Here is a 25569-nt window from a genome sequence, read left to right on the forward strand (position 1 = left end):
AGGCTCAAATAAATAAATCAATTAGCTACTGCAGGACATAATTAAGCCTTGTCCCCAATCCGGTGGGCGTTTGGCAAAATCATCCATTTCTGGTTGTTCATCAAAAGGGCGAGTTAATAACTGTTGTAACTGCAAAAGCTTGCTGTTATCGCCTTTTTCTTCAATATCGATAATGGCCTCTTGGGCAAGATAATTACGCAAAATGTACTTAGGGTTATGCTGATCACGCTGCTGTTGCCACGCTGCCATATCGGCCACATTCCCCACTCGGGCTTGAAATGCTTGATACCAGCGATCAAATTCACTCACATCCAACATGTCATCACGCAGTGGACTGTGTTGGCTGCTAATGTCTATTTGGCCTATTTTACGTAAACTGTTGCTGTAATCGAGTTGGCTGTTTTCAAGCATAACTGTAAATTGGCTAATTAATGCTAAATCTTGTTTTTCACGCGCTGCTTGCGCTGTGCTATCAATATCGCTGTCGTGGCTCAAGCCCAGTTTTGCGCGCATTAGACTGACATATTGCGCCACCAAACTGGGTTGATAGGTATTCAATGCGGCAATTAAATCGTCCGATGCAATAATCGGAGTCAGTGCTTGGGCTAGGCGTTTTAGGTTCCATAACCCAATACCGGGCTGTTGCCCAAAAGCATAGCGGCCATCATGATCAGAGTGATTACAGATAAAGCTTTCTTTAAACGTATCTAAAAATGCAAACGGACCAAAGTCGAATGTGTCGCCTAAAATAGACATGTTATCTGTGTTCATTACCCCGTGCGCAAAGCCCACAGCTTGCCAATGGGCAATCATTTTTGCAGTTAATTGCACCACTTCAACAAACCATTGTTTATAGCCCGCTGCGTCGGTCGTTAAATGCGGAAAATGCTGGGTAATCGTAAAGTTAAGTAACTGAGTCAGTTTACCTGGAGCACCTTTCTCGCTATAACAAAAGTATTCAAAGTGACCAAAGCGAATATGGCTTTTAGCTAAACGCACTGTGATTGCCGCCGTTTCTTGGCTTTCGCGCCACACAGGCAAATCAGAACCTATAACCGCTAACGCGCGAGTCGTGGGTACCGATAACGCAGCAAGCGCTTCAGACACTAAAAACTCACGCACCGCAGAACGCATTACCGCCCGACCATCGCCATGACGTGAATAAGGTGTTGGGCCGCCACCTTTTAAAGCCACATCCCAGGCACCATGAGGGCCAATCGCTTCACCTAAAATAATGGCGCGGCCATCACCCAATCTTGGGGTATAGCCACCAAACTGATGACCACTGTAAACTTGAGCATAATAACTTGCACCCGGCGCAGCAGCGTTTGCCGACAACTGCATTAATAGCGCATCGTTTGGCTTATCTAAACCAATCAATTTAGCAGCATCATCGCTCCAACCAAGCCAATGTGGGTTGCTAATTCCTTGCGGGTAAACTTGCGAATAAAAGCCGTCTAATTGCTCAAAAAAATCTTGTTTAAAGCGCATCTAACTCAGCTCCAATTACCTTATGTGTGCAGTGTAATTGCTGCTTATCATCAATTTGGCATTGTTGAGCACACACAAAGGCCTGCGCTGCTGGCATGGAAGAAGCCTGTAAACGCAACATTCCCGCCCCTTTTGCCTGACACTGGGCCAAGGAATCGTAGTAACCCGCTATGAACTCAGTTTGTATGAGATCAACTGGCGCCGATGAAATAGATTGTGCAACCGTTTTGTCAGCAATATAAAAAAGCGTCCATTTTGGTGTGCGTGTGCATCCCATCACCACCGTTAACCCAATTAGCGCAAGCAGTAACTTGCATAATTTAAACGTCATCAATGCCACCAAAAACCTTGTTATATCCACCCACAATATCCGTTACTCATACTCGGTCACGAATACCAAATACAAAAAAGCGGACCTCGGCCCGCTTTCCTTTTTAGATATCATACCTGATATCCTTCACGCTGTATTAACTGAGTTAACTTGCCTTAGCTTTCGCTTTCTCAATTCGATTAATACGGCCTTCAAACCCAGTAACTGTGCCGTCAGTTAATTGATATTCAATTGCCTGTTGGCACACACTAATGGCCTTTTCAAACTGACCGGTATCATTGAGCAGGGTAGACAGTTGCATAAACGCAGGAGCTTTGAGATCTGATGCGCCATCATGTGCCACTTGCTGTTGATACACAGCGCGAAATAAGTCGAGGTATGTTAGCTCAAGTTTAGCGCCGTATTGACAATAATCGTTTTGTTTACGCATTTTATAGCAGTGGTTAATCACACTCGCTAGCGCATCATGTTGGCTTTGTGGGTCGTTTGCCACGTTAGCCGCGTTGACCAATTGCGCAAAGCTGTCGCTAGCCCAATCCCCTTTCACTGTCGGTAAGCTAAGCAAGTGGCTTTGAGTGTCTTTAGGCGTGTCAGCCACGGCTTTATCAGTTGTTGCAGCCTTTTGTGGCTCGGGCTCAAGCGGTGGCGATTCAGCTTCGACCTTCGGCACTGTCACATCAGCCTCTTTAGCATCAACGTCATTTACCTCAACAGGGTTCACCTGCTCCGCTGTTGTTTCGCTGGTTTCTGTCACTTGATCAACTGACGGTGCTGCCTGGCTTGCTTTTGCAGTTGATGCGGTCACTGGCTGCGATGGCTCAACCTTTGGCAGCAAATCTGCCGAAGATGTTGTCTGCGATGGCTGAGTTGATGGGCTTGATTTATGTAATTCTTGCTTTGCCACGGCCTGCGTTCGCTTATACAAATACCAAGCGATAGCAACCAATATAACAATTAAAATAATCTTTAGTAGCATTAGGCGTCCACCTTGCTGATGATGCGCAAACACGCACGGGTTCCATAATACTCACACTCAAGAGTGATAAGCGACTTCTACAGTGTTGAAAATGTATGATGTTTTTTTAATCACTTACCATTATTATTTCAATCTGCGCTCTAAAATCAAGTATTTATCCACGTTAAACTGTAACAAGCTATCGATTACCGCCAAATCAATGAGCCTTTATGCCATTTTTGCGATCAATAACACATTCAACCTAGGTTTTGTGTTCAGATTCATACTTAGCCAATACCAATTTGTCAGAGACAATATGAGGCGCATACACTGTCAATACCATACTAATTTACTAAGGTATTGCCATGAGCGAAACTGAATTACTGACAGGCAAATTATTGTTTGAATTTCGCACCATCAAAGCCATGGTCAATATTTATTGTAAAGCCCATCATCCAATGAAACCGCCACACGATGTATGCGAGCAGTGCCATACATTTTTAAGCTATGCCAACACCCGCCTGGACCGCTGCCCGTATGGTCAAGATAAGCCAACCTGTAACAAATGCCCAGTACACTGTTATAAACCTCATATGAAACAAAAAGCCCGCGAAATCATGATTTTTGCAGGGCCAAGAATGTTATTACCTCACCCCATTATGGCTATTAAGCACTTACTTGCCGAGCGTAAACCTACCCCTGGCTTACCGCCAGAAGGCGCCTCGAACCGTCATGAGCGTAAGCGACAAACCAGCTAACCTCGTAAATTGATCACATAAACATCATAGCAATATCAGTATAGGCTTTGTCTGATCTCGCCTTTGTGAGTCACCTCTTGCGCGTTAAAACTCAGAATACGTCCCGCAGTTTTTGATTTAGGCGTCGCTGCAGGTATGGTTGCTCCCTTGCCAATCGCTAAAATGCAAAGCAAAAACCGCTGGTGCCTGACGTTACGGCGAGTATTAAAAGTATAAATCTTAATTAACTCGCACCATTTAGGCGCTATTGGTAATCTATGGCATATACAATGACAATGACGTCAATGAGGTAATTTATGCAACGTTCAAGTAACTTAATTATTGCAAGCTTAGCCCTATTGTTTAGCCTGGCTTTTTCTGTGCCTACTTTGGCTAACGATAATGCTTACAATGAAGCTGTAACTAATTTTAAAAAAGCCAACGAGAGCAGACATTTTTTTAACACAGCTTATGGTTATGCTATTTTTCCAACGGTGGCTAAAGGTGGCATTGGTATTGGCGCCGCCTATGGTAACGGGCGAGTATACCAGGGCGGTACCTACATGGGTGATTCAGCCTTAACACAGTTATCTATAGGGTTTCAGTTAGGCGGCCAAGCTTATAGCGAAATTATCTTTTTTAAAGACGCCAAAGCCTATAACGAATTTACTAGTGGCAGCTTTGAATTTAGCGCCCAAGCATCTGCTGTCGCGATTAACTTAGGTGCCAATGCTCAAGTCGGCACCACAGGTAACTCAGCAGGAGCAGGCCAAGCAGGAAGTAACCATAACGCTGCGGCACAATACATTAACGGTATGGCGATTTTTACCGCAGCCAAAGGCGGATTGATGTTTGAAGCAGCCTTAGCAGGACAGTCGTTTACCTTTGATGCTAAATAACCTGAGCTCGGGATAATAAATGCCTTTCAAACAGTCCTTTGCCCTGCTCACTGCGTTGAATCGACTTACAATAGGCTAGCTATTGACGCGTCAATTCGCCTTGTTAGCAGAACAAATGACAAGCTTGAAAGTGAGAATGGGTAACATGTTGATTTTAAATAGTATAAGTTCATCCCTTATCCCGAGCTCAGGTTAAATAACTCAACTAAGATCGACTCAAAGCTTACGCATTCAGGCTGCCATTGACAGCCTGAATTGTTTTGGGATGCTTGATGTTACTCTCTGTTTTTAATCAAGACAAACCTTTGGCAGTTAACCGCTAATAGAGGTAATGTAAACGGTTGAAAAGGCCACAATACTTACGACAGTGAGTGTTTTTCTAGGTTCACTTCAGATTTTTTATGTCACGATATCGATTTTGCATTTCCACAGGTGTGATAGAAAAATATTTTTTAAAGGCGGATGAAAAATTCGACACGTGATTATACCCAGCCAAGTAGGCCACTTCTCCAATCGATTTTCCTTCAAAAATGAGCCGTCTTCTTGCATGTTCAAGAATTTGATTGCGCATGTATTCTTTAAGCGTCAGTTGATGGCGGCTCTTAAAATAACGCTGTAACGTGCTGATACTCGCCCCTAATCTGCTTGCCAATTGAGGCAGGGACAATGACTCATACAATAAAGACTCAATTTTAGCTTCAAAGTCATGATCAATGGCTGCGCAAGCATCATTCATGCAGCAAGTGCTAGATTCTACTCGCGATTGCTGGGTGACTGTCGAAGTTAATAAGCGAAAAGATTGACAAAAAAATTGCAGTGCAATTTGTTCAACTTCCCACTGATAACATAAGGTTTCATCTACCGTCTTTTGATACAAATCATGTACTAATGTAAGTAAAGAAGCCTCGCAGGGCCACTGAAATACCGAGTTAGAGGCACCAAAAATCTGCTCAATATCTTGTCTGTCTACTGCGTTACTGCAACGTGCTAACAACCATGCTTTACTCACGCTTAAGCTGATTTTTTTAACCGCTTGTTGCTGATTAAAAAATCGGGTAAAGACTTGTTGATCATTCATCACATTAATAAATAGCGCGGGTTGTTCATTAGCCTCTATCTCGTAGCGTTGATGCTCAAGTGCAAAACAAACCCTACCGTGCAATAGCACATTAATACTGATGCCAGGAGATAGTTGGCTACAACTATAACCGTCAACATTTTCGGTGATATTAGCGCAATGAATATCAATGCCATTAGGCAAAGTCTGAAAACAAATATCTCCCGCCATAAACGATTTTGACGGCGCATGGCTAACATTAATAAATGCATCATCGTAACCAGCATCTTTAATTTTACGAGACAGTTCAACCTTAGAAAAACACGTATCCATTGGCAGTTCACTCTTTCATTACAATTGGCGATTACACATAACACGTTGGCGATATCGCATAACAATCAGTGCCACGCTCAACATAACACAGTGGTAACATAATGATAATAGTTATCATTACCATTGTTTGGAAGTTTTTCATTAAAAAGGAATCGTTATGTTACCTAAGCGCTTTAAAATAAGCACCACAAGCTTAGCTGTTGTTACAGTGCTTATGTCTCCATTGCTACTCGCTGCGGAGCCTAAAGAGTCTGAAGAAATTGAAAGAGTGACGGTGTGGAGCACCACGATAAATGCTTCTTCAATGTATTTAAAAGAAGAAGCCATTGCCAGTAAGCAAGCGGATCATATTAGTGACTTGTTGCGCAGTATTCCTGGGGTTGATGTGGGCGGAGCTCACTCACTTAATCAACGCATAACGATTCGAAGTATGGACGACAAAGATTTAGATATTTCGATTGATGGTGCCCAGCAAAATAACTACATGTATCACCACATGGGTAATTTACAGATCCATGCCGACATCTTGAAATCGGTAGACATCGATGTTGGTAATAACTCAGTTATTAATGGCGGATTAGGTGGCTCGGTGAGGTTTGAAACCAAGCAAGCCCGTGACTTATTACAAAATGACGAACAATTTGGTGGACGAGTACAGGTGGGTGCTGGAGATAACTCTGGACAAAATTATTCTGCAACCGCTTACGGCTTACTCAACGACAGCATCGATTTTCTCGGGTATTACAATTTTGTCAAACGCGATAATTATGAAGTAGGTGGTGGCGTTATTACCGACTCCACTGGCGAAAAAATTGACGGCACCGATGGCACAGTAAGAGGCCTTAAAGGCGAACTTGATGATGCACTCATTAAGTTTGGCTGGGAGCCAAGTGACAATCAGCGCGTACAGCTTAGCTATGAAAAATACCAAGATGAAGGCAACTACAGTTATCGTCCCGATATGGGGTTAGCGACTGATATCGCCATCACCGAGTCACTGCTAGTCCCCCTTTTGTGGCCCACTCAATTTACCCGAGACACGCTAGCGCTAAACTACGAGTTGAGTGTGGATTCTACTCTGTTAAAAGCTGCTGCGTATTCTAACACCAGCGAGCTGTGGCGTGATGAGACAGGCTACGCCGACAACCCTAGCTTTGCAGGATGGGCTGCGATTGTTACAGGCGAAGCCAAAAACCAAGGGATAAACCTGTTAGGCGAAAGTGGACTAACCGCCTTATGGGAACATGAGCTTACTTATGGTTTTGATTACGTTAAACACGATACAGATTATTCAGCACAATACAGCGCAAGCACAGATGAGTCAGCTGAATCGGCTAACAATATGGCTCTGTTTATACAAAATAAGATTACCTTTAATGACTATGTCAGCTTGACCCCTGGCCTGCGTTATGACAAGTACTCAATAGACTCGAAAGTGGTCGACAATGACTTTAACAATACGGCTTGGGCATTGGAGTTAGCTGTACAGCCAACCAATGACTTACTCTTTAGCCTAAGCGCAACAGAGCTATTTAAAGGGCCCGAAATTGGTGAAGTCTTTGTCGGTGCAGGGCTATTTGATACCAGCAATGAAGATATAAAAGCTGAAACAGGCACTAACTACGAGTTAGCTTTTGCTTATCAATTTAATGCTTTTGGTGATGACAGCGTTTCATTAGGCGCGACAGTATTTAAAACCGAAATTAATGATTATATCTATGATTATGCCTCTGCCCCTGCCACATCAGGTTCGAGCTATTGGAAAGACAATATCGGCGACATGGAAATTGAAGGTTTTGAAACTTATATCAATTACCTTAATGGTGGTTTCTCTGGCTCTGTGACATTTTCAAGTGCCGAAAGCGAACTACAAGCATTTGAGCAATACAGTGACTTAAATGGTGCTCGTCTAGACAGACAACAAGGTGACACAATCAGTGCAACAGTCGGCTACTTATTTGAAGAAATAGGCCTATCGTTCAACTGGGAATTGCTTCATGCCGGAGATGTTGATGCAGGATTAGACCTTGACGGTGCTAGCCTTGATAACAGCAAACAACGTTATACCGTGCATAACATCAATGCTAGATGGGATATACAAGCGATTGAAGGGCTTAGCATTATCGCTGGTGTCGATAACCTATTTGATGAGTACTATGCTTCACAATCATCTCGAACCGGTGTGTCATTCCACCCTCGATTTGGCGAACTGTACCTACAGGATTTTGAACCAGGTCGAAACATCAAAGCCACAGTGTCATATCAATTCTAATGATAAGTACATGGTTACGAACGGCAAAAGCAAAGCGTTTTTTTAGCTTTTGCCGTTGGCTACACATTTATGTGTCTTGCACATTATTTTCCCTGTTAGTCTTTTTTAGCCTAACGGGGATAACTTTAAATCACCCTACCTGGACCGCAAAAGCACAAAACAACACTCATACATTATCTCTACCTGAAACCTTTATGCACTATGAAGGTGAATACCCGCTCAAAGCACTGCAACTGCATATTGAGCAAGCAACGTCTTTGGCTTCACCGCGCAGTATAGATGTGATGGTCGACATGGGAGAAATTACCTTCGATTACCCTCTACCATCGGGTTATGCCTTTGTCACTGTACTACTCGACGACGGCATCATCGAAATCGAAAAAAGCAGTCAAGGGTTATTAGGGCTATTGAACGACTTACACAAAGGTCGACATAGCGGTGATGTTTGGTCAGTGGTGATAGATCTATCAGCGGCGTTAATTTTGCTGTTTGCATTAACAGGGCTGATTATTTTATTACAAAACGCCAAGCACCGAGGCAAGGGCATGCTCGTGGTCTTATTGGGAAGCATCACGCCTTTAATTATTTATCTCATCGCGGTACCAAGATAAAGGAGAAACCCATTTTGAAAAAGGAGCAAACAATTTATATGGTGCGATTACCATTGGTTATATTGCTATTTATTGCGCTATGGCTGTTACCAAATATCACTCATGCGCAAACCATCACTGTTTCGGTAGAAATCCCCGACATAAAAACCTCTCCTTACCACAAGCCTTATGTCGCGGTATGGATAGAAACCCCAAAACGTGAAGGTGTCCATACCCTTGCTTTTTGGCGTCAACAAGCAGATTGGTTCAAAGACCTGCGACAGTGGTGGCGCAAAATCGGTCGTAACCAGTCGCCAGACTACCAAGCGGTTGCAGGCGCAACACGCAAACCAGGGGTATACAGCCTGCAATGGGATGGAAAATTAACATCAGGAAAAATGTTACCCGCGGGAGAATACTTACTGCATGTTGAATCAGTACGTGAACAGGGTAGCCGGGAATACCTGCAGCAAGCATTCACCTACCCAAGTGACAATAAGCAAGTGTTCACTATTGAGGGTAAACAAGAGATAGGCACAGTAACCTTATCCATTCAGCCGTAAAAATAGGAAGAAAAATATGCCAGTTAACTACCAACAATGGCCACGAGTTATACTAACCGCCATCAGTATGCTCATGGTATCAAGCGCTACAGCACACGAACGCTATATTTTACCCTCTCACACTTTACTCTCTGGCGATCAACCACAAACGGTGACAGTTAACGCCAGTATTTCTAATGCTATTTTTCACCCAGATCAACCATTAGGAGACAGTGGTTCTGGACGTGATGTCGGTGAGTTTAAGGAATATTTTGCCAATTTAGATTATGCCGTGATAAAACCTGACGGCCAAATGACAACCGATACTCAATGGACAGCATTTTCGCGTATGTCAGTGGCAGATGTAACCTTAACAGATCCCGGAACTTATCGTATCGGGATAGTACAACCAGACATATTTATGACGACATTCATTAACTCAGACGGTCAACCTGAACGTATTTGGGGGCCATCACCCAACATCCCAGATGGGGCCAAAAATGTTGTTCGCCGAACCACAGCAGCCCGAGTCGAAACCTTTGTCACATTAAATAATGCCACTCAAGCAGCCCTTAAACCCACAGGTACAGGCATTGAAGCACTAAGTATTACACACCCCAACGATCTGTTTGCCAACGAACCGGCACAGTTTATGTTGTATTTTAACGGCAAACCACTGACAGAAAACGTCGACGTTAAATTAATCCAGGCGGGTACCCGTCACCGCAATGACCGAGAAGAAAAGCAGTTAATAGTTGCAAAAGATGGGGCGGTAAACTTTACCCCCACACAAGCAGGCTTTTACTTGTTAATCGCTGAAACCCATATAGATAAACCTCAGCAACAAGATGTAGATGTTAAACACTATAGCCTGTATTTAACGTTAGAAGTGTTCCCAGAGTAAGCATAAAAAGAAACCAATGTGCTACTGCATGCTAACGCCTCAACTGGCGTTAGCATTTTATTCACGATACACATTGCGCTTAAGATGAATACCAACACCTCACCCTAAAATGTATTGCAAGCGACAAGCAAAACCATGCTGCCTAAAATCAAAAAACATGGCGATATTATGTCAATGTGTGCGTTGAGCCACAATGACTGTCGCTGCAGCATAACCTGACATAAGCAATAAGCGTTTTCAATTACTTAGCTAAAATTTACCACCATATTCTGCCGTAAAATATAACCCTAAACTGACAAATTATGGAAACCTCTAAAACGACAACTTTTCCCTGTACTTTTATTACAATATAGAGCCTAGTGATCAATCAACACTGACCCACTACACTAGAGCCTACCTAAATGATTTCTGGACAAAAACGTTTTAGATGGTCAGCTGTATTAGGTGAGTTTTGTATAAATATTTCTATGGGTTAACTTCCCGCATAACGGGCGACAAAATGTAGCGGCAATTTGGTTTAAAATTTGACAAAACACAACACTAACTTGCCGCGTAGTTTTGGCGTCACAGCGAGCAACGCGAGCGCTTTTAATGCGTTTGTTATGTGCCACTCATCCAATGCTCAAACTGCATATTTATATTTTTCATTTTTGACATAGCATTAAGCCTTCGCTTCATCTCTTTTAAACTTGGCAGGAAGCAACCTTCTCTTTCTGCATCAGATTTTTGGGTTTCGTCAAAATCAATCAAATATAGAATTTCATATGTACCAACTTTGTTCAGCTTCGACTCTAACTGAGTACCCCATACCTGCTTTTTATTCACCTTTAGTAAATAGCGATCTTCGGCGGCACAAGAGAGCCAAGCGGCTCCCTCATCTTTAGGATCAATATCTTTTGCTTTTTTCGCATATTGAAACGCGGCCAAATAGTCTTCAGGAGTTTTTCCATGCTGCATTATTAACGCAGCGCTATAATAATCTTTAGCAGTAAAGGCTCTATTATCAGATAGAATTTCTTTCACTCTATTGCGCCGAATTTGATCATCTTTAGCGACCGCTAACCAGTCAATTTTTTCATAATCTCCACTTCTAGCAAGTTGGTCTTCTTCCGCCATTTTTTCCAGTTCAGAAGCAAAGGTTGCTGGTGTAATAAATAGCGATAAAACAACTAATAACTTAAAATTCATGCATTACTCCCTGTGGCACATAACGCCGCCAACACAGGCAGCCGAAGCGCAGCGTAGGCTGTCCAGTGCAATGCGTTTTTTGCATTGCACGATTGTGTTTGGTCCTGTTAGCAGTGGCCATGTGGCACGTTTAGTTTTGTATTACACCAAGGGCATATCGTGGGATTTAATGCCCAGCCTCCGGTACGAAATAATTTGCCGTTTACGGTTATAGCCCCAAACTGAGATTTACCACATTTTGGACATTTATTAATGCGCAGTTGAACTACCACCGCGACGATAATTGAAGCCAAGGCGACCACGAAAGCAACATACTCGAAAGACTCAAATAAAAACGCTGAGACTACCGAAAGAAAGAATATTGCGAAACACGACGGTATTACCTTCATGAATATTGATCTTTTTGCTTGGTATTCTTGTTCCGAATTAATGGAATTACCTAGTGAATGCTAACAATTCTATAGTGCGTGAAGGGCGCATCTATCTACCGATGTCACGCTCATGTATTAATCAATCTATTTTTAACAAATAACGTAATGTATTGCTAACTATAATTTTTTTATTGATGCTAGAGAGATTAAGAAAATGAAAGTGCGCTCGTCACTCATTTTCTTGAATATGGGAGCACAACAATAAGCGCCCGCCTCAATGGGAGACAATGAAGTCGAACGCTATCTAAATACTGAGTGTTAAAACAAGACGTTGCACCACGAACGCAAGCCACGGCACTCAATTCATTGTCATTTTTATATAAGCACATAATAAAAAAGAGCTTTCGTTAAACTTAAATGTTGCCCGCAGTAAAAAACAAGAGCCGCTAACATTGCCACCCATTCCAATTGACTAAATATTGAGCGCTGAACGACGCTTTATTTATCCTTTCCAAACGGTAATTAAAGATGGCCAGACCAAGACAGTATTGGTTGAAGATACCGGTCGGATTATTCGAGAAGATAAGCGTGGCGCCATAGCTCAAGCAGTCAGGACATACTGAATAGGCTCAATATCCCCGCAGAGAATTGGCTTAAAATCACTACTGAATTTGGGGCATTACCCGCATTAACTGAATATTGTGAGCATCTAGAGCGAAAACGACGACAAGGCGCTGCAAATTGTCAGCGCTGGTTGTGCGCTTAAGTCATCATCCCCAATCAAATTTCAATTCTTCTAACACTGGATAGCTATCAAGTTTTTCTGCTGTGTTGAATTCTGCAAATGATGAATAACCCACTCATTTAACGATAATATTTTAGCCATATCGATAAAAATTGATGAGTTGAGCACATCGTCGTATCCCTCGCCAAAGCCATGAAAACGAGTAAAGTTATTTTTCAATTAATGGGTGTCATGGTTTTCTTTTTATTGTTTGGTTAAAAAGCGAAAATGTTGCCGGAACGGCACTGGTGATCCAAGAGGGGATTGCTGTTGATCCCCTTTTGGCCCGTGCAGGGTGGAACCTTGCGATCTTAAGCGTTAGTGGCCGCAGGCTATAAGCAAAACAACAAAAGCTAACACCTGGTTCCCGGCTCAAAAACATTGCCGGGAAGACGTATCTAATGGCGTTTATGTCACTGGAAGCAATATATGGGTTCAGCGACAGCTTACTCATGTCCCCATGGCGCGGGTGGTAATGCAACCGGTTTGGTTAAATCAAACTCCACTTTAAAATCGCGATTTTCACGTGTTAAACGATACGTAAAAGTATGCGCTTCAATCATCATCTGCCACACATTGGTGACCGATTGATCTAGGCCATTTTGTTTAAAATTGACTATCGACTCATCATCCACAGGGAACGATTGCATATTGGCGGTACCAACATCGCGAGTATCGCCACCGTACATAGTGACTTTGTCTTCAGAGCCATCTTTGTGGCGATGGTCGTGCTTTAACCGTAACCCCGTGTCGGTTTGAGTGATGACCCAAGTGCGTGAATGATCTTCACCTACATGAAAAGGCACTTTTAACTCAGTGTCATTGCATTGGCGTACATGCATAATCAGCGCTTTACCGCTAAAGCCATCATCTTCACTGCCACCAGCAGTGATTTTACCGGCAAAAGCTTTACCACAAAGATTGGCTATTGCTTCAAAAAACTGCTGTTGCTGCACTGAATTAGCCGCGTTACTTGGAGCTGCGATTAATGCCGCACTACAGACTAATGCACTGGTGAAGTAACCTGGTAATCTACTCGTTTTAGCCATGATGCTGATCCTTTGCTTATTGAGACTATTCTGCCATTTAGGTTACACGCTTTACCAACTGAGGCCTAGGACAAACAACAAACCCGCATAAATGCGGGTTTGTTGTTTATCGCAAAAGCAAAAACGTCACTATTTTGTGTATTTAGACTTGGTAGCCCAACCATTTTTTGCAGGTCGTTTAGCCCCAGTTGTTTTGGCTGGCTGCCCCGTGTTTTTGGCCGCTGCTTTTGGCTTTTGCCCGGTAGACTTGGCGCTGGATTTATCCGCTTTTGACCCACCTTTACGGTCTTCAAACTGGTCGGCAGAAAAACGGGTCATGGCTTTTTGGCCACCTTGGTCTTTCGCTTTAGCGCTAGGCTTTTGGCCCCACTTCACTTTGTTTTGCTCATTACGGGTTTCGGGCGGCACCAAATGATTGGGGCCATTGCCAATTAAGTGCGCTTTGCCCATGGCCACTAGCGCTTCACGGATCATCGGCCAACCAGCCGGATCGTGATAGCGTAATAAAAACTTATGCAGTTTACGTTGGCGACCTTTCTTAGGCACGAAAACTTGCTCGCTATCGTGCTTAACGTTTTTCAACGAATTAAGCTCGGTATGATAAATGGTCGTTGCATTAGCCATGGGTGATGGATAAAAGTTTTGTACTTGATCAAGCTTAAACTTTTGCCCTTTTAGCCATAAGGCAAGGTTTATCATGTCTTCATCGGTCGTTCCGGGGTGTGCCGATATAAAGTACGGAATTAAAAACTGCTCTTTACCGGCTTCTTTTGAAAACTTATCAAACAATTCTTTAAACTTATCGTAAGTCCCCATGCCCGGCTTCATCATTTTACTGAGCGGGCCTTCTTCGGTGTGCTCTGGCGCAATTTTTAGGTAACCGCCCACATGATGCTTAGCCAACTCTTTGATGTAATCTGGATCTTCAATCGCTAAGTCGTAACGCACGCCCGAGGCAATCAATACCTTTTTAATCCCGGGAACATCACGAGCAGCGCGGTATAAGTCAATGGTGTGTTTATGATCTGTGCCTAAATGACCGCAGATAGATGGGTACACACAAGACAAACGGCGACAGGTTTTTTCGGCCTTTTCGCTGGTGCAGCCTAAACGGTACATGTTAGCAGTTGGGCCACCTAAGTCAGAAATCACCCCGGTAAAACCAGGCACTTTTTCTTGAATGTCTTTAATTTCTTTAATGATCGACTCTTGCGAACGACTTTGAATAATGCGCCCTTCATGCTCGGTAATCGAACAGAATGAACAACCACCAAAACAACCACGCATAATGTTGATTGAGGTTTTGATCATGTCATAAGCAGGGATTTTCTCTTTGCCATAGACAGGGTGCGGCACACGCTGATACGGCAAGTCAAATACCGCGTCCATTTCGTCAGTATTTAATGGCCAAGCCGGTGGATTTACCCATACGCCTCGGTTGGCATCGTGTGGCTGAAATAACGCCCGCGCACATCCTGGATTTTGCTCCTGGTGCAAAATACGCGATGCATGGGCATATAAATATTTGTCTTCGCTCACTTTGTCAAAAGCAGGCAACAGCACATAGGTTTTTTCCCATGGCTTCGGACGAGGTGGCTGCACGCTGATAGGTTTAGGTGCGTCGTTATCAAAAATTTTGTTGTCTGTTGGCCCAGATAAATTGCTGCAACCGACATCATCGGCGCCATAAGGGTTAGGCAAGGGTTCAATTTTGTGTAGCTGATCGATTTCACGAGAGTCCATGCCTCGCCAACCTGGCATTGGATCTTTACGCATAACCGCGGTGCCACGTACATCGTCGATGTCGTTAATGGCTTCGCCAGCAGCGATACGACGAGCCACTTCCATTAGCGGGCGCTCGGCATTACCGTAAATTAAGATGTCGGCTTTTGCATCAAAAATCACACTGCGCCTTACTTTATCTGACCAGTAATCATAATGGGCAATACGGCGTAAGCTGGCTTCAATCCCGCCAATAACCACTGGTACATCTTTAAAGGCTTCTTTACAACGCTGGGTGTACACAGTCACTGCACGGTCTGGGCGTTTACCACCAATATCTCCCGCGGTATAGGCGTCGTCATGACGCAATTTACGATCGGCTGTATAGCGGTTGATCATCGAATCCATGTTGCCTGCGGTCACCCCAAAAAACAGGTTTGGGCGCCCTAGTTGCATAAACGCGTCTTTACTTGACCAGTCTGGCTGCGAAATTATCCCAACTCGGTAGCCCTGAGCTTCAAGCATGCGCCCTATCACCGCCATACCAAAACTTGGGTGGTCTACATACGCATCGCCTGTCACAATGATAATGTCGCAACTATCCCAGCCTAAAATATCCATCTCTTTGCGAGACATGGGTAAAAAAGGTGCCGTTCCGAAGCTATGCGCCCAAAACTTGGGATAATTAAATAACGTTGACTCAACTTGCATGCAAATGACCTACATATAATGGGGAAAATCAGTCTAACTGATCCGGTGATAACATCAGCCAATGGCTTAATTTAACGGACGCGGAGTATAGCAGTACAGAGGCATTAAGTGTGACTAAAAAAGCAGCAAAAGTGAAATATTTTTATTGTTAAATAACCCTAAAACTAGTGGTGATATATTGATACCACCACTGCCGTAGCCGCTACAAACCGAGAAAAAAGCCAATATTAGCGACAGCTAACACTAAAAGCACAATCCAGGTAGCCAGCACTCCCCAAAAGCGACCAAAGTGTGTACCACCTTGCCCCTGGGTTAGCCCTATAGCATGTAATAAACGTGCCACAATCCAAACAGTACCTAAACAGTGGATTAGGTAAGCTGGCATACCATTCAATTCTGCTAGTGCTAACAAAATGAGTACTATGGGCGCATTTTCAATTAAGTTGCCATGGGCTCTAATAGCAATAGACAGCCCTTGGTGTCCACCATCACCGATACCTATCTTATTGGCACGGCGAAATTTAACCACTTTATAGGATAATGCTAAAACCAATAACGCTGTTAACCCTGCATATAAACCCGTTACCATCAATGTCATGTGTAATTCCTTTAGTCGACTATATTATTATTTTGACATCAGCATTTAATATGACAATGCTATAAACACATTTTGAATCAGTTTGGCTATAAACACACGCCCTAATCGGTTAATATTCGCGCCCAAATAAACTTTATGAGTGACTATCGCCCAGTGGATAATCAGGATTTTTTAGAAAAACGTAGATTTATCATAAAACTAGGTAAAGCCCTACATAAATTCGGCACGCCTGCGTATCGCTTAGAATCTCACTTACAAACGGTATGCAGCACCTTAGGTATTGAAGGCTATTTTTTAATATCGCCCACGTCCATGACCTTTGTGCTGCAACACGACACCGAACAAGAATATAACCACGTAGCACGTGTTAAACCTGGCGATCTGGATTTAGGGTCATTGGCTCGTACATTCGAGCTGGTTGAAGAGCTCAGTTCAGGCCAGCGCACATTACAAGAAGCCCTCGAACGTTTAGAAGACATTGCCAATAAACCCAACCCTTATGGCCATAAGCTCACCTTACTCGCTTTTGGCTCAAGTGCTGGGGCGTTTGCCATGTTAATGGGCACTGGTTGGCATGATGTTTTTTGGTCCGCTATGTTGGGCTTGCTGGTTTACAGCTTAGTGTTTTGGGCAGAACGCTCTAAACGAATTGCCGAAATGCTCGAACCGATGGCGGCGGTAATGTGCGCGATTTTAGCCACAGCGATTGCCCAATTTGACCCCAGTATTAATTTACCGGTCACGATTTTATCTGGGGTGATTATTTTTGTGCCTGGCCTTGCACTCACACTGGGCCTAGCAGAGCTTGCTGCACGTGATTTAATCTCTGGTACCGCACGCATTATGGATGCGGTTATGCAGTTGTTTAAATTGTATTTTGGTGCGGTACTGGGCATGACCATAGGTAAAGCCATTTTTGGCGAGGTTACCTATATTGACCCTGTTCCACTGCCTCGTTGGGCGATTTGGTCTGCAGTGCCATTGCTGTCGATGTCGTTAGTGATTATCTTTAAAGCGCGCCTTAAAGACTCACCTTGGGGTGTGTTTGCTGGGATTGTGGCTTTCTTTTCTGCCATGTTAGGTGGGATATATTTAGGCGAATCGATTGGCATTTTTGTTGGTGCATTGGCGGTAGGTATTTATTCTAATCTGTACGCCCGCTGGATGAAGGCGCCCGTGTCGATTGCCTTACTGCAAGGCATTGTTATTTTAGTCCCCGGTAGTAAAACCTACATAGGCTTAAATACTCTTATTTCAGGCGAAACCATGCTGAATCAGGCACATTTAGGCCCACAAATTTTCCTGATTTTTATGTCACTCATTGCGGGGTTAATTTTTGCAAACGTTGTCGTCCCTCCACGAAAATCGTTATAAGGCAACAAAGCCTCCATAGGGCAACACCCAAGGCTGCATTGATTGCAGCCTTTTTGTTTTCTGTGGCAATAAAATCGCTGTTCATTAGGTAATACCATTACGCATTAATAAGTGACCACTGTGAATGCGTCCAGCGGTTTTTGATTAAGGCGTCGCTATGTAACCTCAGCTCTGGATAACAAACGCCTTTCAAGCAGTCCTTTGCCTTCCTCACTGCGTTGAATTAACTTGCAATAGGCTAGCTATTGACGCGTTAATTCGCCTTGTTAGCAAAACAAATCACAAGCTTGACAGTGGATTTTAGTCAATCTATTGATTTATATCGTTATCAATACATCTCTTATCCAGAGTTGAGGTTATGTAGTAATGGTTGTTCCCTTTCAAATAGCGAGAACGTAAAGCAAAAGCGGCTGGGGCATTCCTTTGTGGCGAGTTTTAAAAGGGCTTACACTGCGTTGCATGACTTCGAAAGAGAATCACTATTCATTCAGTCATTCGCCTTGTTTAAGCCCTTTTAAATTCTCGCAAAGAGATTACTTACTAACGCGCAATGGTATAATCACTTGACTATTTAGCCATTCAGGTGTGTTATGAACAAACGTGGTAACGCAATACCTTCATATTAGAAACATCGTGTTTACATTAAAAGTAATCAAAAATAAAAAATAACAAAAACAACAATTAGGACGATTTATGCCAAGATTGATACTGGCAGCCAGTGTTTTCGTCACCTTGCTTTTTCATACTTTTGCCAATGCTAATGACGACGCGGTAGCTAAAAAAACTGAATCGCTAACCGTCAACAAACATGACGTCGACAAGGTCGCAAATATTGTCATTGTTAGCCACCCTATTTTTGATGAATCAGCACCAGATGCCATTTTTTTACATCGCTGGGCTAACTACTTACACATCAACACCAAAGAGTCGACCATTCTTAATAGCTTGAGTTTTGAAGTGGGCGACGCCATCACTGAAAAAGATCTTCACGAAGCTCAACGTCTTTTGCGTTATGAACCTTATATTCGCGATGCCAAAATCAATATTGCCCGCAAAGACCCATTAGCTGAAGACAACATTGAAGATGTCGTACTTGTTGAAACCTGGGACAACTGGTCATTATTACCCACGGTGAGTTTAAGTAAAAATGGTGGAGACACTAAATATTCATTTGGCATGAAAGAAGACAACTTACTGGGGCTGGGTGTAAAAACGCAACTCAAGTACCAATCTAGTGCCGACCGTACCGGTTATAAATTTGCGTTTGATGCACCAGTAAGATGGGTAAAACATGGTCATGTCGCCGTTGATTTTTACGACAACAGTGACGGCCAAGCCTCTGCGTTGGCGTTTCATAAACCCTTTTACGCCCTGGATACCAAAGACATGTATGGTGTTGCTTGGTCAACCGACACTCGCATTGATACCATTAGGCAAAATGGTAAAGACATTTACGAATTTGAACATATTATCGACTATGCCAATATTGGGATGGGTTGGCTAATAGATAAGCAAAATGATTATCTGCAACGCCTCAGCCTTGGTATCACACAAGAACAACATCTGTTTAATAATATTGATATTTACCCAGACTCACCCTTGCCTTTTGAACGCGATTTTATCTATCCCTGGATAAGTTATGAGTATTTACAAGACCAATACACAGTGCTTAATAACATCCACTTAATCAATAATAACGAAGACTTTAACTTAGGTTGGCGCCATGTGGTCACCCTTGGATTAGAAACCAATGATGTTGCCGATAACGCGGCATTGGGTTACCACTTAAATGTATTGACCACACGCGGCTGGCAACAAAAAAATCAATTGCTGCTCATGAGTTTAACTGGCAAAACTGACATACAAACAGGGCAACAAGACTTTTATAATGTGAGCCTTTCTGCAGAATATTTCCATCAAATAAACCCTAAATGGACAGCCTACTCTAAGGCTAAAGTTGCCACATCGCACAATAACTACCTCGACCAAACTTTTGCTTTAGGTGATGAAACAGGCGTAAGAGGCTACCCTAACGATTACCAACATGGTGATAATCAATGGTTACTCACCGGCGAAATTCGTTACTATCCTAATATCAATTTATATCAATTAGCTGAATTAGGCTGGGCACTGTTTGCAGACATTGGCCAAGCAAGTGGTGGCCCAGATGAATCAAATGAAGTTAGCGGTCCTATTGGCAGTATCGGCATTGGTGCAAGGTTGTACTCATCTAAATCAAGTTATGGCAACGTTGCTCACATCGACATAGCCATGCCAATGACATCGGGAAATGACATTAATGCCTGGGAGTTTCGGTTCCAGGTGAAAGATCATTTTTAATGTTATAAGCAACATAAAGATCAAGCCAACCACACACTTTGCTCTTTATCACATCCGTTAAATTGCAATCTGTTTTGTAAAGATTTGATTGTATTTGTAAATAAGATGCAAATACAAATGATAACCAATATCATCTAGTCGGATTTTTTACACTAATGGATTATAAGTGATGTTTAAACTGACCCAGGTTTCAACCGCTACACGTTACGCGCTGTGTTTACTTGCTTTACCCACCTCTGTTGCCGCAAACGAGATACAACCCGTCACATCGATGGAAAGAATGATAGTCACAGGTAGCCGTTTGGCCGAACGAATAGATGAGGTTCCCTCGTCAGTAACATTAATCGATCAACAAGCTTTAGCACAAGACATGCTAATTAGCACTGAACTGCAGAATCTATTGGCTTTTCGGGTGCCAGGGCTTGCGCCTAGTACAGGGACCTCAAGTAATTCTGGACAAAATTTACGTGGTCGAGCGGCATTAGTCCTCATCGACGGCGTGCCACAGTCTACACCGCTGCGCAACGGACAATTGGATATTAGCTCTATCGATGCCGGTGTTATTGAACGAATTGAGGTGATTAAAGGCTCGACTTCTATCTACGGTAATGGCGCATCAGGCGGAATAATCAACTACATCACAAAACACGCTAGCGAGGATAAAGCACGAGTCAACGTGGGCGTTTCGAGTAAATTTAGCGCCGTTAAGTTGCAAGACAGCGCAGGATACAGAGTTGATACGTCAATCGATGGCACCCTTGACGATTTCAGTTATGTATTTAGTGCTATTACAGAAAAAACAGGTGTTGAACGTGACGCCGAAGGTGACATTATTGGCTTAGTTTATGGCTTATCTGAAACCGAATCGAACAACTTTTTTACCAAACTCGGTTACCAATTTGATGACGATAAGTCGATTAAGTTAACTTACAACTACTATGAAGCCCAACAAGATGCAGATTTAATCGATGTCATTGGCAGCGTTAACTCTGGCGTAAAAACCTACGCAATCAAAAATACTACAGGCATTGCTAACCAAGGCGTACCTCAAGGCCCGCGTGGTAATCACAATGTGATGCTGAAATACGTAGACCAAGACATTTTTCCCCACACCCAGCTCACCTTAGATGGCTACGCACAAAAAATAGAAAATATGTTTTTTTATTCAACTGCACTCGCCAATTTAAGTGAAGGCTATGCGGGTGGACAGTCGTTAATTAAGTCAGAAAAACAGGGCATGCGAATTAACTTTGTCACCCAAGTCGATTGGGACAATATTGAGTCGACTTTTATTTATGGACTTGATGCACTTGAAGACATTAGCTCGCAACCGCTAGAAGATGGCCGTATTTGGGTGCCAGAAATGGACATGCAAAACCTAGCCTTTTACTTACAAACAAAATTTGTCATTGCCGACGATTGGATACTCAAAGCCGGTATTCGCCAAGACAGTGTCGACTTGACCGTTGACGACTACCAGACCTTAAAACTATGTCGCACCGAGAGCACCTGCTCAGTGCCTTTTGATGTCACAGGTGGTGATTTAGCCTATGACTCAACGACCTACAATGTTGGGCTGCGTTATAACCTAAGCGATGCTTTTAGTCCGTTTATGAGTTTTTCCCAGGGTGCCGATATTTCAGATTTAGGCAGACTATTAAGAACGGCTACAGTGAATGACATTAATTTAATCCGCACTGAGGCATCGATTGTTGATAATTACGAGCTTGGGTTTTCTGGTTACATGGGGGAATTACGTTATGAGTTTGCTGCCTATCGTAGCGAATCCGAACTGGGTACCAGTAACAGTTTTGATGCGACCACAGGTGTATATTTGCCTGTGCGAGCCCCTCAAAAAATCTGGGGGTATGAAGCCCAGCTTGACTATGACCTAACCGAAGATATCAGCACAGGCTTAAGTTATAGCTGGATTGAAGGGAAAGACACCGAAGCCGATGTGTACCTTGACGGCAGCACGATATCGGCGCCCAAATTGACCAGCTATGTCAATTGGCAAGCCAACGACGCATTTAATGTAGGCATTCACTATATTTATGTCGGCGATCGTAATCGCTTCGAAAAAATAAATGACCAATATGTGGGGGCGCAAGGCCCAATAGAGCATTACAATGTCGTTAACGTATCAAGTAATTATCAGCTTAACCAATGGCAATTTTCGCTTGGGATAGAAAATTTACTGAATGAAGATTACTTTTCTGCCCGATCGCAAGCCTATACATACGGTGGCTACAACACAAAATCCTTAGGTACGACGATTAATCTTGGCGTAAAAGCCCGTTTTTAACCGTCAGCGTTAACGTCGGATTGGGTATCATTTGATAATCAAGGCCAAAGGTGTGGTGTACTGCGGCCAAGTATGCACTGCACATTAACCACCTTACTGCGTGACAACTGCCATAAAAAGGGAGTGAGATACACATCACTCCCATTTTACGTTTAGCCCAGCATTAAAACTGATGCGATACTTGCAAGACAACTTCCCTCGGCGAACCAGGAAAATGACCATTTCGCTCAGAAAATCCACTGATTGCATATTCTTTATCAAATAGGTTTTTTACATTTAGCTGGAACTGGGTTTGTTGCCATGTGGTGGTCCAGCTCATGTCAAACACAGTGAACGGCTTGACAATTTGATCGTCGGCACTGACCTGCTCACTGACATAATCTGCACCAAAAGCAATGGCAGACTGTAAACTGTCGATATCGTAACGGGTCCATAAACCTGCCTGATGACGCGGCGCATTGACAAACTTACTGCCATCGGCATAAGTGTCACCCACATCCCCCTGCGTCACACGCGCATCGTTATAAGCGTAATTGGCCATAATGGTCCAATCGGCAGTAATGTCACCCACTAGGGTAAACTCAACTCCTTTACTTTCAACTTCACCTAAATTGACTAACGCTGCGATGCCATCATCTATCCCAGTATCTTCTGGGTTAGTCATAGCAACATCTTTTTTAATGATTTGGTACGCCGCTAGGGTGGTCATTATACTGCCATCTAGCCACTGGTTTTTAACCCCAACTTCCACTTGTTCACCGATCTCGGGATCTAAGCCGCCATCTGCATCGGCATCTTCCTGATCACCAATAGACGTTGGGTTAAAGCTTTCAGAGTAGTTCACATAAAATGAGGTGTCGGGTGAGTATTTATAAACAACACCTGCACGCGGCGACACGTGATCGTCACTAAACTCAAAGCCACTCTCTTTGTCAAAGTCGTTAAAATGATCGTAACGTAAACCCACAAGCAGCAACCAGTTGTCTGTTAGGCTAATTTGGTCTTGAGCATACAACCCGGTGCGTTCAGTTTTTTCACCGTCGCGATTCTGATCCGTTAATAGGTAATCAGCAGGATTACTCTGACCATAATTTAAATCAAATATATTCAGGTTTGCGACACCATCGGCTTCGTAACGTGCACGCCAATAATCGTATTCGCTGTCTACATGGTGGTAATCTACGCCAAACAACACCGTTTGCTCAATTGGGTTAGCTATGCGATACACAAAATCTGAGGTTAGACTCACTTCTTGATTGGCGCGATATTGTTTTCGGTACTCACGTTTAATCGTTTCATCATCAACGTTGGCTTCACCGTCACCATTAACATCAACCCAACCTTGCGACTCGTGATAACCTTGAACTCGTTCGTTATCAACATAGCGCACTTTAGTCTCTACGCTAAAATTGTCAGTAAAAAAGTGCTCTAATTGCGCTTGCAACACCAATGCTTCTAAATCTTGATAGTCAGACGCTTCATTGGCGTTATAACTGGGGTCGACCAAAAAGTTACCCTCATCGTCTACCGGCACGCCACGTAAACGACTCCCACCCAAATCTTGCTTAATGTAATCAACCATAGTGGTCAGTGCGGTATTATCGTCAAGCTGAAATAGTAACCCACCCGCTAACTCAGTATTTTTAGCGTCGGCATTATTACGAAAGCTGTCTTTTTGCTCATAAAATGCGCCTATACGATAAGCGAGGTCGTCGGTTAATCCACCTTTTGAGTCAATTGAACCACCGACTCGGTCATAATCACCCACCGTCATTGTCACTTCGGTCTCTTTTTCGAAACTTGGCTTTTTGGTGACATAATTAATCATGCCGCCTGGCTCTCCGCCACCATATAACGCAGCCGCAGGGCCTTTTAGTACTTCAACTCGTTCAACGTTAAATAATTGTGGAATACCAAAGTCAGAAAAAGGATCGCCGCGCAACCCATCGTAAAACACATTGCTGTCATCACGAAAACCACGAAAGGCTACACCTGAATAACTGTATGTGCTCACCCCAGCAATAGAACGGTATAAATCGGTAATTTCTCGTGCCGCTTGGTCATCAATTAATTGCTCATTTAGTACTTGTACCGATTGCGGTAAATCCATCATGTCGGTTTCAACTTTTGCACCAACGGAACTTGAAGCCTCACGATAAAAGGTTTGCGCGCGCCCCTTTACCGTCATTTTCTCGATTGATTCTGCCGCCTCCGTAGTGGTAACAGGCTCATTAGCACTAACACTCATTACAGGTAACAATAGGCTGAACAACCCAAGATTAACCATTTTCAATTGCATAACACTCTCAACGACAACATTAAAATTTGGCGGCAATATACCAATAAACGCTAATAACAACCATTCTCATTTACTTGTTTTACATTGATTTAATTTGTTATTTAAATGTTGGCATTTACGATGGTTTTACAAATATAAATAAAAACAAAAAGCCCCGCATTGCTGCGAGATCTTCCATATAAAGAGGTTGAGTTGGCCGATAAGCAGCCATGCCTTGGTAAAGCGCGAAGTGGAGCCTTATTAGCTGATAACATTTTTCAAGCTTTAGCTTTAACCTATAAAAAAGGCCTCGCATTGCTGCGAGGCCTTTCATATAAAGAGGGTGAGTTGGCCGATAAGCCGGGTCCTGTCGTGGACAGTTATTCATCTAGGCCTGCAATCGCTCACAGGCTCAAGCAACCTACCCGGTTCCTACGCGAGCAGCGCATATACTATTTAAAGTAATGGAACCCTATTTGGTCTTGCTTCGGGTAGAGTTTACCTTGCTACGAACTATTGCTAGTCGCACGGTGCGCTCTTACCGCACCCTTTCACCCTTACCACTTTAGCCAAAGCTAAAATGGCGGTCTCCTCTCTGTTGCACTTGTCGTCGGTTCACACCGCCCAGGCGTTACCTGGTACCCTGCTCTTTGAAGCCCGGACTTTCCTCCCCGTACCTAAGTACGCAGCAACTGTCTGGCCAACTCGGCGCGGATTATAGCCTAAGCAAGCCAACAA

18 protein-coding genes, 1 other RNA gene and 1 pseudogene are annotated in these 25569 nt (G+C 43.3%); 10 read left to right on the forward strand and 10 right to left on the reverse strand.

What is annotated here, in order from left to right; genetic code table 11:
- Positions 1 to 21: 21 nt before the first annotated feature.
- The 3 genes from L2703_RS00170 to L2703_RS00180 form a co-directional block, all read right to left on the reverse strand.
- Positions 22 to 1491, reverse strand: a complete 1470-nt coding sequence (locus tag L2703_RS00170) for a protein adenylyltransferase SelO (protein ID WP_248969140.1) — start codon at positions 1489 to 1491, stop codon at positions 22 to 24.
- The gene (locus tag L2703_RS00175; protein ID WP_248969141.1) at positions 1481 to 1822 is read right to left on the reverse strand and encodes a hypothetical protein; all 342 of its coding nucleotides are present in this window, start codon (positions 1820 to 1822) and stop codon (positions 1481 to 1483) included. The genes L2703_RS00170 and L2703_RS00175 overlap by 11 nt, the downstream gene beginning before the upstream one ends.
- A gap of 145 nt (positions 1823 to 1967) precedes the next feature.
- Positions 1968 to 2798, reverse strand: coding sequence for a hypothetical protein (locus L2703_RS00180; protein ID WP_248969142.1), 831 nt, complete (start codon positions 2796 to 2798; stop codon positions 1968 to 1970).
- 344 nt (positions 2799 to 3142) lie between these two features.
- Between L2703_RS00180 and L2703_RS00185 the strand changes: the two genes are divergently transcribed.
- Together L2703_RS00185 and L2703_RS00190 are read left to right on the forward strand one after the other, a co-directional pair.
- Positions 3143 to 3535, forward strand: coding sequence for a nitrous oxide-stimulated promoter family protein (locus L2703_RS00185; RefSeq protein ID WP_248969143.1), 393 nt, complete (start codon positions 3143 to 3145; stop codon positions 3533 to 3535).
- Between the two features lie 296 nt (positions 3536 to 3831).
- Positions 3832 to 4413 (forward strand): YSC84-related protein, encoded by a 582-nt coding sequence (locus L2703_RS00190; protein WP_248969144.1) that lies wholly within the window; start codon positions 3832 to 3834, stop codon positions 4411 to 4413.
- Between the two features lie 385 nt (positions 4414 to 4798).
- Here L2703_RS00190 and L2703_RS00195 read toward each other — a convergent pair whose 3' ends face one another.
- Positions 4799 to 5803 (reverse strand): helix-turn-helix domain-containing protein, encoded by a 1005-nt coding sequence (locus tag L2703_RS00195; RefSeq protein ID WP_248969145.1) that lies wholly within the window; start codon positions 5801 to 5803, stop codon positions 4799 to 4801.
- Between the two features lie 157 nt (positions 5804 to 5960).
- Here L2703_RS00195 and L2703_RS00200 point away from each other — a divergent pair, with 157 nt between their 5' ends.
- From L2703_RS00200 to L2703_RS00215, 4 genes are read left to right on the forward strand one after another with little or no spacing between them, the layout of a single operon-like run.
- Entirely contained in the window at positions 5961 to 8075 is a 2115-nt protein-coding gene (locus L2703_RS00200; RefSeq protein WP_248969146.1) for a TonB-dependent receptor domain-containing protein, read from the forward strand.
- On the forward strand, positions 8075 to 8686 hold the full coding sequence (locus L2703_RS00205; protein WP_283107753.1) for a PepSY-associated TM helix domain-containing protein: 612 nt from the start codon (positions 8075 to 8077) through the stop codon (positions 8684 to 8686). The genes L2703_RS00200 and L2703_RS00205 overlap by 1 nt, the downstream gene beginning before the upstream one ends.
- Before the next feature lie 38 nt (positions 8687 to 8724).
- Positions 8725 to 9228, forward strand: a complete 504-nt coding sequence (locus L2703_RS00210; RefSeq protein WP_248969148.1) for a DUF2271 domain-containing protein — start codon at positions 8725 to 8727, stop codon at positions 9226 to 9228.
- 16 nt (positions 9229 to 9244) lie between these two features.
- Positions 9245 to 10111 carry a DUF4198 domain-containing protein gene (locus tag L2703_RS00215; protein ID WP_248969149.1) on the forward strand — a complete coding sequence of 289 codons (867 nt, stop codon included), beginning with the start codon at positions 9245 to 9247 and terminating at the stop codon, positions 10109 to 10111.
- 600 nt (positions 10112 to 10711) lie between these two features.
- Here L2703_RS00215 and L2703_RS00220 read toward each other — a convergent pair.
- Complete coding sequence (locus L2703_RS00220) at positions 10712 to 11299, reverse strand: hypothetical protein (protein WP_248969150.1); 588 nt, start codon at positions 11297 to 11299, stop codon at positions 10712 to 10714.
- A gap of 919 nt (positions 11300 to 12218) precedes the next feature.
- On the opposite strand from L2703_RS00220, the pseudogene L2703_RS00225 reads away from it, so the two are divergent.
- Positions 12219 to 12436: pseudogene (locus L2703_RS00225) on the forward strand (transposase); the annotation flags it as partial.
- A gap of 464 nt (positions 12437 to 12900) precedes the next feature.
- On the opposite strand, the gene L2703_RS00230 reads toward L2703_RS00225, so the two are convergent.
- From L2703_RS00230 to L2703_RS00240, 3 genes are all read right to left on the reverse strand, one after another.
- On the reverse strand, positions 12901 to 13503 hold the full coding sequence (locus L2703_RS00230; protein WP_248969151.1) for a hypothetical protein: 603 nt from the start codon (positions 13501 to 13503) through the stop codon (positions 12901 to 12903).
- Between the two features lie 129 nt (positions 13504 to 13632).
- Complete coding sequence (locus L2703_RS00235) at positions 13633 to 15936, reverse strand: YgiQ family radical SAM protein (RefSeq protein WP_248969152.1); 2304 nt, start codon at positions 15934 to 15936, stop codon at positions 13633 to 13635.
- A gap of 202 nt (positions 15937 to 16138) precedes the next feature.
- Positions 16139 to 16534: an MAPEG family protein gene (locus L2703_RS00240; protein WP_248969153.1), complete on the reverse strand. Its 396-nt coding sequence runs from the start codon at positions 16532 to 16534 to the stop codon at positions 16139 to 16141.
- 153 nt (positions 16535 to 16687) lie between these two features.
- Here L2703_RS00240 and L2703_RS00245 point away from each other — a divergent pair, with 153 nt between their 5' ends.
- The 3 genes from L2703_RS00245 to L2703_RS00255 all read left to right on the forward strand — a co-directional run bounded on the left by L2703_RS00245 (position 16688) and on the right by L2703_RS00255 (position 22553).
- On the forward strand, positions 16688 to 17908 hold the full coding sequence (locus L2703_RS00245; protein WP_248969442.1) for a threonine/serine exporter family protein: 1221 nt from the start codon (positions 16688 to 16690) through the stop codon (positions 17906 to 17908).
- 693 nt (positions 17909 to 18601) lie between these two features.
- Entirely contained in the window at positions 18602 to 20248 is a 1647-nt protein-coding gene (locus L2703_RS00250) for a ShlB/FhaC/HecB family hemolysin secretion/activation protein (RefSeq protein WP_248969154.1), read from the forward strand.
- A gap of 169 nt (positions 20249 to 20417) precedes the next feature.
- Positions 20418 to 22553 (forward strand): TonB-dependent receptor, encoded by a 2136-nt coding sequence (locus tag L2703_RS00255; protein ID WP_248969155.1) that lies wholly within the window; start codon positions 20418 to 20420, stop codon positions 22551 to 22553.
- A gap of 163 nt (positions 22554 to 22716) precedes the next feature.
- On the opposite strand, the gene L2703_RS00260 is transcribed toward L2703_RS00255, so the two are convergent.
- Positions 22717 to 24852: a TonB-dependent siderophore receptor gene (locus tag L2703_RS00260; protein WP_428848634.1), complete on the reverse strand. Its 2136-nt coding sequence runs from the start codon at positions 24850 to 24852 to the stop codon at positions 22717 to 22719.
- 319 nt (positions 24853 to 25171) lie between these two features.
- An RNA gene (rnpB, locus tag L2703_RS00265) (RNase P RNA component class A) lies at positions 25172 to 25539 on the reverse strand.
- Between the last annotated feature and the right edge of the window lie 30 nt (positions 25540 to 25569).

The sequence above is a fragment of the Shewanella basaltis genome, from assembly GCF_023283885.1.
Lineage (GTDB): Bacteria > Pseudomonadota > Gammaproteobacteria > Enterobacterales > Shewanellaceae > Shewanella > Shewanella basaltis.